The organism is Bdellovibrio svalbardensis (assembly GCF_029531655.1).
Classification (GTDB): Bacteria; Bdellovibrionota; Bdellovibrionia; order Bdellovibrionales; family Bdellovibrionaceae; genus Bdellovibrio; species Bdellovibrio svalbardensis.
In genome coordinates this window covers 434,834-451,318 of the sequence record NZ_JANRMI010000003.1, presented here as the reverse complement: position 1 = coordinate 451,318, position 16,485 = coordinate 434,834, and the positions used below count along the sequence as shown (strand labels likewise).

Genomic DNA, 16,485 nt, shown 5'->3' with positions numbered 1-16,485 from the left:
TCCCGAAAGAGGAAGAAAAAATCACTGCAGTGGCAGGACTCGTGCGGCGCGCACGTTGATGATATCACCGACTTTTTCGACTTGGCCGTGAATTTCCAAAAGCGACTTGCCATAGATGGCCATGCGGTCTTTTTGATAGACCTCGGGGTGGATCACAATATTGATGAACCCATGCTCGTCCTCCAAAGTGATAAAGCACATGCCTTTGGCAGTCGGAGGTCGTTGCGTAATGCCCACCAATCCAGCGACACGCACTTTTCGTTTGTTGGGAAGGGTCTTTAAGTTTTCCGAGGTCATGTAAGGAACATAACGCTGTTGGATCAGCTCCTGATTTTTCACGTTGAGGTAAGAGCGCAAAACTGACATCGGATGTGCATCGACAGAAAATCCCTTGGTGTCATATTCACGGCGTAGCTTATCCCAGTTGGACTCAAAAGGCAGACTTTCCACGTCGTCCTCTTCGAAATCACCTTGCACCAGACTTTCTTTCGGCTTGCCCCACAGGAAGCTGCCTTGATCCAGGCTCAGGCTTTCAATATGCCAAATCAATTCGCGCGTGCTGACATTGAAACAATCCATGGCTCCTGAAGCGGCGAGTTTCACCAATAAAGCTCTGGGTAAGGCTTTGGGCAAAGAAGTTCTGCGAATAAAATCCGTCAGATCTTCAAAAGGTCCATGAAGCTTTCGCTCGTCCTCAATGCTGCGTGCGATTTGTTCAGGAACTCCGTAAAGAGAGCGCAAACCCACGCGCAAAGAAAGGATCTCCCTTCCGTTAGGCTCCAAAGTGTAATCATAGTCAGAGTGCTGAATGGATAAAGGCAGAGTTTCCACGCCATGCTGTTGAGCTTCGGAAATAATCGTGCGCGGAGCATAGAAACCCATGGGCTGACTGTTGAGCAATCCGCAGGCGAAGACATCGGGATGTCGGCATTTTAAATAGCAACTGGCGTAGGTGAGCAAAGCAAAGCTGGCGGCATGACTTTCTGGGAAACCATAGTTCGCAAAGCCTTCAATAGTTTTGTAAATTTGCTCACCGTACTCACGAGAAATCTGATGCTCTTCAAAACCACGCAAGATACGCTCGCGAATCGCATCCATGGTCGAGCGCTTGCGCCAGGCAGAGGACATGATTCGTCGCAATTCATCAGATTCTCCAGGGGAAAAACCTGCCGCCGCAATGACTATCTTCATCACTTGTTCTTGGAAAATAGGAACACCATGGGTGCGTTTTAAAATTGGTTCCAGCAGGGGGCTTGGATAAGTGACTTTTTCTAGTCCTTGTCGCCGCTTGAGGTAAGGATGAACCATGCCTCCTTGCAGGGGGCCGGGGCGTACAATCGCGACTTCAACAACCAAGTCATAAAAGTTTTGTGGCTTCATACGCGGCAAGGTGTTCATCTGCGCGCGGGATTCGATTTGAAAGACGCCGACCGTTTCAGCACGACAAATCATTTCGTAAGTGGGCTTGTCGTTTTGAGGAATGGTCGCAAGATTGAAGCTGATGCCTTTGTGATGTTTTAAAAGGTCAAAGCACTTCCGCAGACAAGTTAGCATGCCTAAACTTAAGACGTCGATCTTCATAAGTCCGATGGCGGCGACGTCATCTTTATTCCACTGAATGACATAGCGGCCATTCATTGTCGCTTTTTCTACGGGGACCATCTCGGTGATAGAGTCTTGGGTGATAAGAAAGCCGCCGGTGTGAATGCCTAAGTGGCGGGGAAATCCGTGTACCTGCTTCGCCATATTCAAAAATAACTTCCATTGCTCCAAAGGCATTCCAAACTGGTGACAGACATTCGGATCTTCGGTCAGGCGTCGCATTCCATCGCGGCCCATGAACTTGATCATGGCATTGATTTTCGCCAGAGGAACGCCAAAGACTTTGGCCGTTTCGCGAATCGACATGCGCGATCGAAAACGAATCACAGTGCAGACCATGGCCGCATGGCGCTCATCGTATTTTTGATAAATATGCTGGATCACTTCTTCGCGCCGACTGTGCTCGAAGTCGATATCAATATCCGGTGGTTCGCGACGTTCTGCTGAAATAAATCTTTCAAACAACAAATCAATCTCTGTTGGATTCACAGAGGTCAGTCCCAAACAATAGCACACGACGGAGTTCGCAGCGGAGCCACGTCCTTGATGTAAAATTCCTTTTTCCTGGGCAAACTGACAGATCTCTTTCAGCGTAATAAAATAATCTTCGTATTGGAGACTTTGAATCAGAGTCAGTTCTTTGTTAATTTGCTGCAAGATTTTTTCAGGCACGCCATCTGGAAAACGCCACTGGGCGCCATCTTCAGCCAGTTTGCGCAGATATTCTGAAGGTGTGAGGTTGTTGGGAATGTTAGAGCGCGGGTAGCGATAGCGAATTTCACTCAAAGAGAAAGTCGAACGTGCCGAGATCTCCACAGTTTTTTCCACAAGATCAATGCGATCACTCCATAAGGTGGAAAGCTCTTCGAGAGATTTCAAAGAGCGCTCTGCATTTTGAATCAATTTGTCTTTGGCATTATCCAGAGTCGTGTGGTGCAGAATGCAGGTCAGGACGTCAAATAAAGGCTTGCGCTCGGACGTGTGCATGAACGCTCGCTGTGTGACGAAAAGCTGTGCGCTATATTTTTCCTCAAGAAGAAAGGCCTGTTTGCAAAACTCTTGAGACTCCCAAGTCAGATCCCGCCATATTGGAATATAAAGGCGGTCACCGAAAACTTTATGCAAATGTTCATAACGCTCTTCGCTGATGGGAGGAATGGCGATGCACAGAAGATCTTGATTGTACTTTTCGACTTGCTCCAGGTGCAGGGACGAGAAACCTTTGGTCGCCTGACGTTTTCCTATTGTAAGCAATTCGCATAGATGGGAATAGCCCTGCTTGTTTTGAGGAATCAGGGTGATGGCCGTTTCATCAGTTAAAGTCAGCTCCGTGCCAATGAGATAATGGAAGCCTTCCTTGGGTTTTTTGGAAGCGGTGAAGGTGGAATCGGAATTGGCCGTCGCATAGCCACGGGCCACTCCATAAAGGCCATTCAAATCACAAAGAGCAATGCCGTCGTATTCCAGCTTAATAGCTTGCTCAACCATTTCCTCGGGGTGGGAAGCTCCACACAGAAAAGAAAAATTACTGCGTGCGAGAAGTTCAACAAAGGCTTTCGCTTTCGGTGCTGAAACTTGAGGTTGTTTATGGTGACGGGTGACTAAGGCGGATGAGGGAGGCTCTTTTAAAGAGCGTCCTCCATTGTAAGTACCTAGGCTGTTTACACTCCGACTCTGTCGGAGTAGGTTGTCTCCACTCTGATTTTTAATAAAATGTCCTTAGTCGAAATACCCATGCAAATAATATTGTGTGCTCATGCGATCTTGGAAAACCCACAGCAATTGCCCTTGGTTTGAAAGGGCGAAATAGTAATCGCGGTATTTAAGCTCTTGCTCTGTCAGTTGCCACCAGGAAGATTCAATGCGCTCGCTCGGTAGAGCTGAGACAAAACGGATCTTGCGCAACTCTTCATCGGAAAGAGGTTGCGGTTGTTCCAGCAAAAGGGATGGGCGCGGGCTTTGCGCCAAGCCTTTTGCATAAGTTGTTTTGATTTGTAAGGCATTGTCTTGTCGCTCTACCAAATCTTCAGAGACAAAGTCCTCCGGCCATTCCGTGACCAGTTTAAAACTTTTTTCCGGAAAGTGATTGGCTTCCAATTGCAGGAAACCCATTTCGCAATTGGCTTGCTTGGCAAAACTGATCAGGCGGCGCCAGCGATCTTCACTGTTATCGCGCGGTTCGAAAAAATTCAACTGCTGAACTTTTTCCGGCACATCATAAATTGTAATTTCAAACTCTCGAATCGGATTTTCCAGTTCGGTCTTTTCCATGCGCTTCCAAAGAAGATCTTCAAAGAGCATCTGGTCACGACTGGCACTGACGGGTTCAATTTGCAAAATATGTTTTTTATCCGAGTACTCACAGTGCAGGATCACTTCCATTTTTTGTGCGTAACGGGCCAATCCATTCAGACGGGCAAAGAGAATATTTAAATGAGGTTGAATGCGATTAAAAAGAAGATTCACCACTCCTATGGGATCATCCAGGTAGCCATAGCCCACAAGAGGGTCGCGAGGAATAAAAGGTGAAATGACTTGAGAGTCCTGACTATGCAAACGATTCCAAAGTAAAACACCAAAATCCCCCCAACGCTCACGCAATGAAACGAGTCTAAAGTTATAAACTTCTTCTAAAGTGCAAATTCCCAAAGAGTGCGCAAAAGAAATCACATGCTCGATCTGTCTTTTCTGAGTCCATGTGACCAGTCCTTCCAGATCCTTCAAGGCATCCAAGCCCAAGCCCTGTAAAGACTTGGCCTCTTGACCCTTCAGAGAAATGGAGGACGGCTTCCACTTCGCCATCATCTGTGCAACAGGAGGAGTGTCAGCAATAGCTGCGCTGGTTTCTGCAGAAAACTTGCGCGCAATCTGCAAAGCTTTTTCCAGGCAAGCCACTTCGCCGCCCAACAGATGCGCCGTCGATTCGATATCGATAAAGACAAAGTGTGGAAAGCGGAATTGCACCTTCGGGCTGAAGGTTAAGAAGGCTTCAGCACAGGAACTTTCTTGGGGGCTTTTAAAATTCAAACACAGTGTGCGCATAGTGTGGCTCTCTTTATTTACATATTAGTTACCATGTAAATTATATGTAAATCAAGTCTCGGATGGAGCTCTAGACCTTTGGCTAAAAACTTATATAAATTAGTTACTTATGTGATCTCGTAGCTTGGAAAACGAGTTTTGCTATGGTTTTTGTTGACGGAATTTCTAAATAACTTAGGCTCCCTAATATATGACACTCGAATTGATAGAAATCGATGCAGCGATCTTACGTAAGTTTCTGGAGGCTCAAGGTCTCCCGCGGACGCATCTGGCGCAAACACTCAAGGTCACGACGAAGACTATTCAACGTTGGCTAAATGGAACTGTTCGTCGATTGAAGCCAGACACTCTAGGGGCCTTGGCAAAAGCATTAGGGGTATCTCCCTCTGCACTTTGCACTTCGCCTGTCGTGGTGGCCAAGCGTCCTATTGATCGATCTTTAGAAGAGTTGTGTTCAGATCATTTCATCCAGCGTGTGCGTGCCGCGAACGACTGGGAAAGCTATCGTCGCATATTGAAAACATATTCAGGGCGTGGTTTGGGGACGCAGCAAGAGTTGATTTTGTATAAGCATATTGGTTTTGCCTCCCTCTTTATTGGTAAGCTTCGTTCAGCAAAATCAAATTTGGAAAAAGCTTTGGAGATTGCTCAAGCCCTGCGATCTTTTGATGAGCAGATATTTATTTTGAATTGGCTCGCAATTCGTTCGGAGTTGGTAGGTCATCTTTTGCCTGCTTTGGACTATTTCGAAGAATCCAGAAAACTGTTGGCAAAGACCGATAATCCCCTATGTAAATCAGACTACCATTTCAAGTTGGGACGAGTTCTGCATTTTCTTGAAAACCATAAGGATGCTGCTCACCATCTTCGTAAGTCTATTCTGTTAGATCGTAAAATGAACAGCACAAACCAGGTGATGATATCTGTAAAGTATTTTCATCTTGGTGAGACTTATTTGCGGGCTCGGGACTTTAAGAATGCCCGTATCTCTTTTATCAGGAATCTGAAAAGTTCAGAGCGTGCAGGCTGGGTGCGTGGTCAATCATACAGCCATTTTTGCATGGGCATCATTCGTATTTTGCACGGGGAATCTTATAATGAAGTGCGTTCCCAGTTGGGCAAGGCGAAAAGACTGCGCGATGTCTCGCAGTTCCACCGCCTGGATTCAAGAGTGGAAAAATTTGAATTGTTTTATTGCCTGGCGAATGGCTTTATTCCTGAGGCAAAAAGTCTTGTGAAAAGAAGACTGGCAATGACTCGATTGAGTCGTCTGCAATTTTCAAGTGCGGTTTTGGACGGATTGTTTTTAGCAAAGTTGCATCCTGAAGAATTCAAGATGCGCCCTAGTTTTATCGAGAAAGCTGCCGATCTTTTTGCGAAGAATAATCTACATAAGTCTTTGACGTTGTTGGAGTATCTGAACTCTCAAGAAAGAATTTCTTTGCAACACGTTTTTGATCTTTATCATTTTTAGATTGAAATAAAAAATGCGAATGAATCACGCTGCCCGCGACACTGAAAGGTGTCGGGCGGTGAAGTGCTCTTTGAATCGTGATGAAGTCTCTTTGAAATTGAATGATCAAACTAAAAAGAGGATTTACGAAGCGACTGATTTTGTGGCAGACAAAAATCAGTGCCACTTTGTGAAAGCGGCAAAGATTTTTAAGTTTTTGCAGCTGATGATTTTTAAAGAACATCTCTTTCAGTTCGCAGCCGATCACTTCAAACAATGAGCTTGTGATCAATTCCTGTAGAACCCAAAACAACTGCTCGGCTTCATGGGGTTCTTTCACAACCAAAAGCTTTTTGAGATTGATCTGGCGACTGACCAGATGAGTGGGAAGAAGCTGTGCTCCGCCATTTACCCAAGCAACCCATTTGTTTTGTTCGTGAGCTTTCTGCGTAAGGGAAACCCATAAAGACGTGGCCCCCGTACCTGGGGTTCCCTGGAAAAGACTGAGGTCTCCTTTGGGAATGCCTTTCCATAAAAGGAAATCATCCAAAGTATTGATGCCAGTAGGAACCCCAGCTGGTGGTTGTAGGTCCTCAGCAGAGACGAAGGGAATATTTGCTAGGGCGGGAAGGGCGAGTGTATTCATTCGGCTCTCCATGGGTGACTTACATATAAGTTACTATGTAAATTATATGTAAGTCAAAGGGCTTAATAGGCCTTGGTCTTTGGTCTAGCCGCTTCAAGGTAGTTTCAAATAAATGGCGTAGATACGGTTACTTAACTTTACTAATGAGCTGGGATGTTACTTTCCCAAATATAATACAGAACCTCAGTATTTGGATTAAAGTGAACATCATGCCATCAAAATTTGTATTCTTCTTTTTGCAGATGATTGCATCGCTATTGTTGGCGGAAAACGCCATTGCCAAGACCAAGGAGCTTTTGATCGAGGCGGATTTTTACTGTCCCTACAACTGCGGCCCCAAAGATGAAAGAAAGGGTTTTGCGGTTGAGCTTGCCGAGGCGGCACTTGCCGGCTCCGGTTACTCCATTCGCTATGAAATTGTCCCTTGGAATCGCGCTGTGCGAAGAGCGCAGCAAGGTCTGTCGCAAGGGGTGTTTGGAGGGACGGGCTTTGACTCTGAAAGCGCGGGGCCTCCCTTGTTATTGAAGCACCGAGTGCCGTTGGCAATTCTGCAGTATGCGGTTTTTGCCCGGCCCGGTGTCTCGTGGAAATACGATGGACCCCACTCCTTGGAGGGAAAAAAGGTCGGACTGGTCGCCGGCTATGAGCAAGTGCTCTTTGGACACCTCGGAGATTTTCTTTTAATAAAAGCAGGAAGAAATTTTATTGAGTTTTCCTATGGTGACTCCGCCGGAAGAAACAACTTGCTGAAGTTGATCAATAAACGAGTGGACTTGATTATTGATGATGAACGAGTTTTACGTCGTATAGCCAAAGAGGAAGGAATATCGCAAGATGCCTTTATTCGTGTGGCGGAACTGGGGCCTAAGCCCTTCAACTTCTATTTAGCAATGAGTCCTAAGTATAAAGATGCCGAAGAGGTTTTAAAAATTCTTGATCAGCGCTTGCTGGAGATGATGAAAAGCGGGGAGTTCGAAAAGATTATGAAGAGGTATTAAAAAAGCGCATCATCGAGACGAGTGATGCGCTTTTTTTATGAATTGAAAATTAAAGAGCGCCTTCGCTAGTCAAAAGCTCTCTCTTCAAATCAGAACCCCAGTGATATTTCAACTTAGAGCTGGTTGAAGTGCCTTTGCCGACGACACGGTGGCAGGGAACATAGAAGCTAACCGGATTTCTGGCAACCGCAGAAGCCACCGCACGAACTGCAGAAGGCTTGCGGATCTTTTTCGCAAGATCTGTGTAGCTGACAGTTTTGCCTTCTGGGATATTAAGAAGCTCCAACCAAACTTTCATTTGGAACTCAGTGCCTTGAAGTTTGATCTTGTGGCGAGTGCTCCAGAATTTGCCTTTAGTCCATTTTGCAGGAGTGAATTTGCCGACTTTGAAGCCATAGTTGTCATAGAAGAATTTTGCCAAGTCGTCTTCAACTAATTTTTTTCCGGCGCTGTAGTTGCCCAGGAAAACCATTTCGTCACCTTCGAAGGCCGCAAGCCAATCGCCAAATACGGAAGCAACTTTATAAATACGGAATTCTAAATCGTTCATGTCTGACCTCATTTTTGATGAGGGCAGACATAGCCTGTTTCACGAGCGGTGTCATGTCATCTTTTAGGGTGTGAAAGAAGACTAGGAAGGGTGCTGGCTGGGTGGAGTCATCTCCTCATTGTAGAGGGGCGCTATATAGCGAATGGAGTGTCCTCCATTCAGCAGCATCAGTTCCGCGACCTGATCCTTTTGATCTTCTTTCACGGTCAATACACTCATTAAAAGGTGCCCTTCGCGCAGCTCGCGGTCCGCTTCAGACACCAAATCCCATTCGCCCGTGCCCAAGAACTTTTGCACCCAGCGTGCCCAAGCCTCCTTGACGGAATGCTGATTGCCCGCAGAATCAATCGCATTCAAGCCATGAGCTCCTTCGTATATATTGATGTCCTTTTCGTGAAGGCCTTGGCGTAAAATGGCCTCGGCGGTATTCTGAGCTTGTTCTTCAGTGCTGAAGAAGCACAAAGTGTGATGCTTGGGGTATTTTAGATAGTCCGGGTGAGGAAGCTGCGAAATCTGAATCATAGCGAATCTCCTTGTTATTCGAACATGCCATCCATGGTGATGTACTTTTGATTTCTTTCAGTCATGCGAAGCTCTTTATAGAAGGACTTCTGACATTGCCCACGCAAAAGGGCGTCGATGGCGCCGATCATCGCGGTGTAAACTTCGTCGACATTTAAGACGGCTGTCGAAGTGATGACGCCCGTTTTAGGAGCCGCGCCGCGAAGCTTTCCAAGGAAGTGATCGCGAGAATCACAGGACATCAAACCAAATATTTTGGTTTGGCTCGAACCATTTGATAAAGCACTCAGCATTTTCTTAAAGCCGGGGCGAACCACTTCGTAGTAGCCGTCATAATCGACCTTGTTTTTACTGGTCAGGCGAGGCGGAGAGAAGTCCGGGCCGCCTCCATTGCGAGAATGTCCAAAGTAAAAGGTCGCGTCCGCATTTTGCAATGCTGAGGCAAAGAAATTATCCATGAATTGAGTTCGCTCGCGTTGGTCGTTGGCGTATTTTCCTACATTGCTGGAATAGTATTCCGTCGCGGAAGAGAAATGCATTTCAACTCGGGCTCGATATTTTTGCCCAAAGACCACAACCTCACGAGTGAAGATATACGGATTTTTAGGGTCTTGCTTAAATCCACAGATCCGCAAACTTCCAGTGCAGGAATTTGTCAGAACATCTTTGAGTGCGGCATAGGCACCTAGATCCATGGAGGGACTGAGCCCGTAATTTCCGACGGGTGTCCCAGTGGTCCAATCAAAATAGCCAAGTGCCAGGCGAATATCGATAACTCCGTCTTTTAGAATTCCGCTGTAGCGATCAACACACGCCGCCTTTTGATCGGCAGGAAGGGAGCTTAATTTGTCCGTAGGAAAGCCATCCAGCAAATCCAAATAGCTTTGACCCATGCGCTGAAATTCGGGCTGATAAAGATAGGTCTCAGTCTTAGGAGCTCGAGACCAGGGCCACGCCCAGGCATTGACTGACGAAGCAAGGATAAGGGTCCATAGGATATGCTTAAAAAAAGAAACGTTCATGATCAAGTTCCCTCCAAAAATCAGAGTAAAGAACTTGAGTTCGGAGGCCCAGTTACATGGGATTAATGAACCACTGCAAGTTAGGTGGAAATTGCAGTGGCAATGCTGTTAAGGAACTTCTCAACGCCGGGAATATATTCACTAGGAAAGTCGCGAAGTCCTGTTAAATGATCAGATTCAGGCAAAGAAAGCTTGGTCCAATCAAGATTTGTATGAGGTTCAAAGACTTCATCAATGTGACTTGGTGGGATGAGTTTATCTCTCCATCCGCGAATGGATAAAATTTTAAATCCTTCAGGGAAACTCGCCAGCTGCGCCGACATGTCTCGATGCAAATGAGGGCTCCAGCCAAGGCTTAAAAGAGGTGCGAGCGCAGCTTTCAGGGCAAATGACTGCACTTTATACTCTTCGCCAAAAAGCTTGTAAGCGGATGGCAGAAATCTTGCCGTCGGACCACTGTCACAAATCAAGGCAACAGTGTCAGAGCACTGTCTGCGTGCCATGGCTTCAATGGCCGCGGCAGAAGGATTTGAAAAAGAAAAAATAATTTTCTTGCCGGGAATTTCATTCAGAAGTTTTTCGATTTGATCTGCATAGGCGTGTTTCATACCAAACTTCAGACCGGTATTTAGCGGAATGTGTTTTAGCAAATCTTTGTGGGTCCCTTGAAGCTGAAAGGCAAAAGCGTCAAAGCCCAGATCATTCACCATTTTAATATGACGAAGCAGCTGACGTTTCGATCCATCATAAAAATGAACGAAGAAAATAAGTTCTTCAAATTTCTTTTTACGAGAAAGGAAGAATTCACCTTCGAACGGCAGCTGTGAGTCTGTGAATTGGCTATAATCCATGGCCCCCATCATAAGGATCTTCAGAGTTGGGGGCAAGGAGCTTCGGGTCGGACTTGAAAGCAGGACCTTGGGGGTTAAAGTTGAGCCATCTTTTGCTGCGAAGTTGCCTGTGGGGGAATGCGCAAATTTTGGCCAGGATAGATCTTGTCAGGATGCGAGAGCATCGGCCTATTGGCTTCAAAGATCAGATTGTATTTATTTGCATCGCCATACAACTCTTTGGAGATTTTAGACAAAGTATCGCCCGATTTGACCGTGTAGTACTGAGACGCGGGAGCTGGATTTGTGACAGTGAGGCGATCGTCGACATTGGCGACTCCATTGATGTTTCCGCAGCAGAGTAAAACTTTTTCTTTGGTGGCCTGATCCGCCACTTTGCCGGCAACTGTGACGGTGTCGCGAACACTGTCAAAGCCGATTTCTAAATTGTCGACTCTGAGCCCTTGGGTCTGGATGTATTTCTTAATCGACTCAGTATTGAGCGATGAGGCTTCCGCCGCCTTTGCATCTTTTGAATGAAATAGTTTTTCGCCAGCATCTTTAAAGAAACTGATTAGTCCCATTGTGTTCGGCCTTTCGCAAAAAGTTGAGTGACATCCGATTTTTTTCGGATACTCAAGAAGGGTCACGTTATTTGCGGGAAAGCTTGCAAAGGACAAAGAATCGAAAACCCGTGAATCGGCGAAAAAAATGGGAGCTTGTGGCTCCCATTTTTCAATCTTTAGATTTTTTTAAAAACTAGTGTTTGTGAACAGGTGACTTCGCAGGCCACAAATCAGTCCAGTGAGCTGTGCGCCCCTCTGCCTGATGAGTTGCACCCAAAGCATTTTCAGAAACCATGACTTTTTCAAGTGCTGTGTCTGCAAGGACTTTACCGCAAGCTTCAACAACTGATTCAGCGTCGATGCTGTGGTAAGCGTAGATCTCTGAAGGACGACCGCACTTGGAGTGCTTACGAACCGCCAAAGCCTCTTGGCGAACACCGATGATTGAACCGATATTATCCAACAATCCTGCTTCTCCGTCGGCAACGCTGACAACAGGAACGCGGCGGCCAGCTACTGTGATTAGGTCGCCAGAAGAAACCTCTTCCGCTTTGTTCAAGTACAAGTTTGAGTTGATGCCCAAACCATTTTTCAGGTACTCGTAGTCATTTTCATGAGCCAAAATACCTGTCAAAAGATCAGATGAAGTGACAACGATCACGTTTGCATAGATACCGCGAGCAAGAAGGGCTTCAGAAGCCTTAATGCCTTCAGTAACCATAGAACCCATAGCGAAGATATTCACCACGTTGTCGCCAGGCTCGTAGCCAGCGTAACCACGGTAATCAATCAAGTAGTAAGCGCCTTGAAGCACTTCTTCTCTGATTGTCGCTAGGATTTGTGCTTCTTCAGCAGTTCCCAATTCTTCTTCGTTTGCGGCACCTGTGATCGGGAATTCAGCGCGAGCCAAAGTTCCTTCAAGACCCGTTTTGAAGCGCGCTTGTTTTTTCAGGTAGTGCATCATGTCTTTTTGTTCAGCACCGCGAGTGACCAAACGAAGCATCGTGCCCGTGCGGCCTGCGTTGTCGTTCATCACATGACGTTTGATAGTATCGCAGATGATCCAGTCCAATTCTTGGCAGAAGAACGGCTCCCAAGTGATTTGATTTGGAATTTGGATGTCTGACTTCCAACCATGTTGCGCGCCTTCAGGAGACAATGTCACGCCTGATGGAGTGCCCACGCAGATGAAAGAACTTTTCCAATAAAGGTTGTAGAAGTATTGGTCCAATGCACGTTTTACGAAGAAATCGTAAACAGTCATCAATGGGATGATTGGAACGCCTACGATATCACGCATTTTTCCGAATGCGCCCACGCAAGACATAACGTTTCCTTCAGCGATTTCAAAACGCAAGAAGCGATCTGATTCTTCTTCGCCAGGAACCAAGTCAGGAAGTTTGTGGTCTTTTACGCCCAAGTCAGTTTCATGGTCAGTTACCACAGGGGCACCGAAGATCTTACCATCCATCGCTGGATTTAAGTTCGTTGAAGTTCCCACGTCAGGAGCCATTGAAATGAACAATTCGCCTGGAAGTTTGAATGGTTTTTCAGAGTCGATAAGAGCTTTTTGTTTTTCGCCCAGTTTCTTCTCATCAAGCGGTGTATTCGCGATACGAGTCAATTTTGCAGTCAACTGACCGAGCATCCACTGTGTATGAGGATAGCTGGTCATTTTGGTGTTGATATCCAAAGATTGTGGGATCTCGCCGAACTCAGTGAGCTTCTTCAGGAAGAACTCTTGGTTTTTTGCTTTCAAAGCATGTTGAGCTTTGATTTCACCATAAAGTTTTTCTGAGCGAGTCGCCAAGAATTTCGCTTCAAGAGTGTTCGCTGCAAAACGCTCATAGAGCTTGTCACCAGTGATACCTTGTTTTGCTCGCAACTCCACCACTTCTTCTTCTTGTGGCAAAGAAGAGTGATTGCCCGGTTGAGCTGCTGATTTCAAGCCCCAACCTTTCAAAGTGTGGGCGATGATGATTGTCGGCTTACGAGTTGATTTTTTTGAAGTCATCATGGCGTCAGCCAAAGCCAACATATCATGACCACCGAAATCGCGGATTGCATCGAAAAGCTCTTGGTCAGTGATGCTGTCCAAGAATTTCTTCATTGCTGGATGTTCTTTGGCGATACCTTTTTTCAAAGCTTTCATGTCTTGAACAAGAAGCAATGATTGAAGTTCGTAGTCTTCCAATTCTTTTTCCAAGAAGTTTTGGAATAGTTGTCCGTCTTTTTTTGCGAACAAAGCCTGGCGTTTAGAACCGTGACGAACCTGGATGACTTCCCAACCGTTGGCTTTCATTGTGCGCTCAACACGGTCCGCATCAGTGCCGTTCATGATTTCTTTGTTCGTGATACGGTGACCATCAAGTGATTGACGGTTGTAGTCCAGGATCCAAGTCAATGAACCCAGCTCACGCTCAGCAAAGTCAGGAACCGCTTCGTACATAGAACCTTCGCGGAATTCAGAGTCACCGCAAACAGCCCAGAAGTGTGCATCTGGAACTTCATAACCGTGCTCGCGAGCATAACGGTAAGCCAAGGCCATGTAACCCGCTTCAACTGGTGGAATGCCCACCGTACCAGACGGGAAGAAGTTGTGATGATCGGGATCGTAAGCAGAGTGGTATGATTGGAATACAAATTCGCTGCCATCAGTGAATTTACGAAGACCATGCATTGCTTGGTCGGCTTGTTCTTGAGTCAACTTTGACAAGTCATTCTTCAAAAGAATATCGAGCAAGTAGTTGTAAGAGTGATCTACTGGCGAAGCATGGGGTTTATTGGCAATGTGGTCGAAGCTTGATTTCACCAACAAGTGCAAAGCACCCATGATGTGAAGTGAGCTGGCACAAGCAGCAGGGTGACCACCAATTTTTGGGTCGCCTTTTTCTTTATCTGAGCGGTGATTCGCTTGCCAGATCATCTGAGTGGACAGGTAGTGCGCACGTCTTGCGATAGCGTCCAAAATCTCAGGGGTTGCATTTTTCAAAACCTCTGGTTTTAGATTCTTAAAGTTAGAGTAATCCACGTTGGTTCTCCTTGAGTTTTCCAGTCTTATTATCGGCTGGGAAACTAGCATTCTACAGAGTAGGAGTCCATGTAATTAAGCCCTGCAGCAAGAGTACTGGCTCTATTTAAGACGAAGGGGGTGTGGGAGTGAGGCTTGGGTGTGTGGCCTTGCAAAGAGTGCGGTACTTTGGCCCCTAGAGGGAACAAAGGGAATCACAATAGGCTAAGTATTACGAGTACTTAGGGCGTCTCGAAAAAGCCCCAATAGACGGGGGCATTTTGGATCTATTGAGGGATTTCCTGCAGAAGTAGAGCACGAGGATTTTTCTTGATCGCATTGATCTGCTGAATCAACCACGAGGGCTCGCTTCCTTGATTGGTGGCGTATTCTTTTCCGGTCCAACCATACCAGTCCCAGCAGCCATTTGGATTGGCGGGATAGTTGTCAGAGGTGATTTGTGTTTGCGGAAAGAAGACCATCAAATGATTTGCGGAAGCTTCGGCGTACTCTGCATAGCCCGCTTTTTTTGCAAAGGCCAATGCTCCCATTTTGGGCGAGCGGGCTTTCAATTCATAATCTTGAATATTCAACACGCGGGTCAATTGGACTTTGGCTTCATAGGCGGCTTGAAAATTCTTGTCGAATGAATCGGACATCTTGCAACCATGCAGAGCCACGTGAAGATCACAGGCCGAAGGCTTATTCAAGCACAGAGGATTTGCATACAGATAACCATAACTCGCCACCGAATCAGGTCCCTTGGTTTGCGACACGACATGGAAGTTGTGCTCATTGAACTTTGAACGAACTAAGTTGCGATTCAAAAGATGAGTTAGAATTTGTCCGGCAAGATCAATCTTGCAATTGGCGATATAGGGAGGCTTTGCTTCTGCGCAGGGAATTCCATCTTCGCGCAATGTTGGAAAGTTATGATTCCCCTCTGAGAAGACCATCTTCAATTGATTCCCTGTCGCGCCAAGACGAGTGTAAAACTCTTGAAGCCTATCGGCCATTCCCGCACGCACAGTTTCGTCATTGGTACCTTGGTAAATTAAAACACGTTGCTCGGAAATATTTGAGGTGTCAGCGATGAGTTGCTTTGTGACAAAGTCGTTTAGGAAGTCCAGATTCATCGGTTGAGCACTGGCGGTTTTTGCCGCCTCATTTTGATGGGCTTTTTCGGGATGTTGCATGCACACACCGAGTGCCTGATAGAGAGGGTTGGACTCTAATGGCTCTAGGATGGAGGGGGTGTTGTGACCAGCAGCATTCACTCCATAGTTAAAATAGGCGGCCTGTCCGTAGGCAGAGAGATTATTTTGAAATACATTCTGTGCGCAGAAGAAGACACCACCAGCGACCGTTGCGACTCCTGAAAATTGATCCGAGTAAATTGTCGCCATTTGCGATGCCATAAATCCGCCGGAAGAAATTCCTGAAATTGTCAGACTTCTTGTTTGGCCAGTTGCAGGCAATGTCATCAATGCAAAAAGGAACAGTGCAAGTCGCTTCATAAAGACCTCGGTGGATTCGCAAACTGGTACTGAGCTAACAAACTTTGCTGTCGCATGAAAGCAAATTCGGGGAGAGTGCTAAAAGAAAATACGATCTTAACGTTGGCAATGCTCTCTTGTTCAGGTTCCTCGAAAAACTGTATGGGATTCTTTATTTTTTAGAGGAATCACTCTAGAAGATCTGGCACTCTATTAAGGCAATTAGAAAGAAGAGCGTGCTATGCCCGAAACAATGAAATTGAAGTATGACAAATCTTTGGAAGTTCCAAAGCCCTACAAAGGTGACTCACGGGGTTCCTATGTGATGGAGTCATCGCAACTGGAAATTGTCTTGCTGAAATCCAGTGAGCCACAAGAGCTGTTGGGCGAAGTTTGGTTTGAGGTGGAGTCGGCAGGTCCACCGGGGCATGTGCATGGCGGTTGCCAGGCTGCAGTTCTGGATGAAGTGATGGGCTCGACAGGATGGCATCATGGTTTCGGCGTGGTCGCGGCCAAGATCGAAGTGGAATTTTTAGAGATGGTTCCGGTAAGAAAGCAGTACTCACTGCGCGGAAAAATTGTTTCCACTGAAAATCGGAAAATTTTCGTTGAGGCTGAAATATTTGATTCAACGAAAATATATGCGCGTTCGAAGGGACTCTTTATCTGTCTGGCGCCAGAGCAATTGCAGAGTTTGGGTGAAAAACTAAATCGTTAAATAAAGAACCCGCCTTGTTCATAGAGCGGG

General features: G+C 46.2%; 12 protein-coding genes and 1 pseudogene. 3 read left to right on the top strand and 10 right to left on the bottom strand.

Going from position 1 to position 16,485, the window contains the following annotated elements; genetic code table 11:
- Positions 1–21 precede the first annotated feature (21 nt).
- On the bottom strand, positions 22–3,312 hold the full coding sequence (locus tag NWE73_RS12235; protein ID WP_277578774.1) for a DNA polymerase III subunit alpha: 3,291 nt from the start codon (positions 3,310–3,312) through the stop codon (positions 22–24).
- Between the two features lie 9 nt (positions 3,313–3,321).
- A complete protein-coding gene (locus NWE73_RS12230) occupies positions 3,322–4,644 on the bottom strand; it encodes a DNA polymerase Y subunit UmuC family protein (protein WP_277578616.1) in 1,323 nt (440 codons plus the stop codon).
- A gap of 190 nt (positions 4,645–4,834) precedes the next feature.
- On the opposite strand from NWE73_RS12230, the pseudogene NWE73_RS12225 reads away from it, so the two are divergent.
- Positions 4,835–5,026 (top strand): annotated as a pseudogene (locus NWE73_RS12225) (helix-turn-helix domain-containing protein); the annotation flags it as partial.
- Positions 5,027–5,993: 967 nt separating this feature from the next.
- Here NWE73_RS12225 and NWE73_RS12220 read toward each other — a convergent pair.
- A complete protein-coding gene (locus NWE73_RS12220) occupies positions 5,994–6,743 on the bottom strand; it encodes a recA protein (RefSeq protein ID WP_277578615.1) in 750 nt (249 codons plus the stop codon).
- A 143-nt stretch (positions 6,744–6,886) separates the two neighbouring features.
- Between NWE73_RS12220 and NWE73_RS12215 the strand changes: the two genes are divergently transcribed.
- Positions 6,887–7,741: a substrate-binding periplasmic protein gene (locus NWE73_RS12215; protein ID WP_277578614.1), complete on the top strand. Its 855-nt coding sequence runs from the start codon at positions 6,887–6,889 to the stop codon at positions 7,739–7,741.
- A 49-nt stretch (positions 7,742–7,790) separates the two neighbouring features.
- Here NWE73_RS12215 and NWE73_RS12210 read toward each other — a convergent pair whose 3' ends face one another.
- From NWE73_RS12210 to NWE73_RS12180, 7 genes are all read right to left on the bottom strand, one after another.
- Complete coding sequence (locus tag NWE73_RS12210) at positions 7,791–8,291, bottom strand: methylated-DNA--[protein]-cysteine S-methyltransferase (RefSeq protein ID WP_277578613.1); 501 nt, start codon at positions 8,289–8,291, stop codon at positions 7,791–7,793.
- A gap of 81 nt (positions 8,292–8,372) precedes the next feature.
- Positions 8,373–8,813 carry a hypothetical protein gene (locus NWE73_RS12205; protein WP_277578612.1) on the bottom strand — a complete coding sequence of 147 codons (441 nt, stop codon included), beginning with the start codon at positions 8,811–8,813 and terminating at the stop codon, positions 8,373–8,375.
- A 14-nt stretch (positions 8,814–8,827) separates the two neighbouring features.
- Positions 8,828–9,835: a hypothetical protein gene (locus tag NWE73_RS12200; protein ID WP_277578611.1), complete on the bottom strand. Its 1,008-nt coding sequence runs from the start codon at positions 9,833–9,835 to the stop codon at positions 8,828–8,830.
- An 80-nt stretch (positions 9,836–9,915) separates the two neighbouring features.
- Entirely contained in the window at positions 9,916–10,686 is a 771-nt protein-coding gene (locus NWE73_RS12195) for a hypothetical protein (protein WP_277578610.1), read from the bottom strand.
- A gap of 74 nt (positions 10,687–10,760) precedes the next feature.
- Positions 10,761–11,249: a peptidoglycan-binding protein LysM gene (gene lysM / locus NWE73_RS12190; protein WP_277578609.1), complete on the bottom strand. Its 489-nt coding sequence runs from the start codon at positions 11,247–11,249 to the stop codon at positions 10,761–10,763.
- Positions 11,250–11,424: 175 nt separating this feature from the next.
- Complete coding sequence (locus NWE73_RS12185; protein WP_277578608.1) at positions 11,425–14,262, bottom strand: thiamine pyrophosphate-dependent enzyme; 2,838 nt, start codon at positions 14,260–14,262, stop codon at positions 11,425–11,427.
- A gap of 266 nt (positions 14,263–14,528) precedes the next feature.
- The gene (locus tag NWE73_RS12180; RefSeq protein ID WP_277578607.1) at positions 14,529–15,758 is read right to left on the bottom strand and encodes an alpha/beta hydrolase family protein; all 1,230 of its coding nucleotides are present in this window, start codon (positions 15,756–15,758) and stop codon (positions 14,529–14,531) included.
- 232 nt (positions 15,759–15,990) lie between these two features.
- Between NWE73_RS12180 and NWE73_RS12175 the strand changes: the two genes are divergently transcribed.
- Complete coding sequence (locus NWE73_RS12175) at positions 15,991–16,455, top strand: PaaI family thioesterase (RefSeq protein WP_277578606.1); 465 nt, start codon at positions 15,991–15,993, stop codon at positions 16,453–16,455.
- Positions 16,456–16,485: the final 30 nt, after the last annotated feature.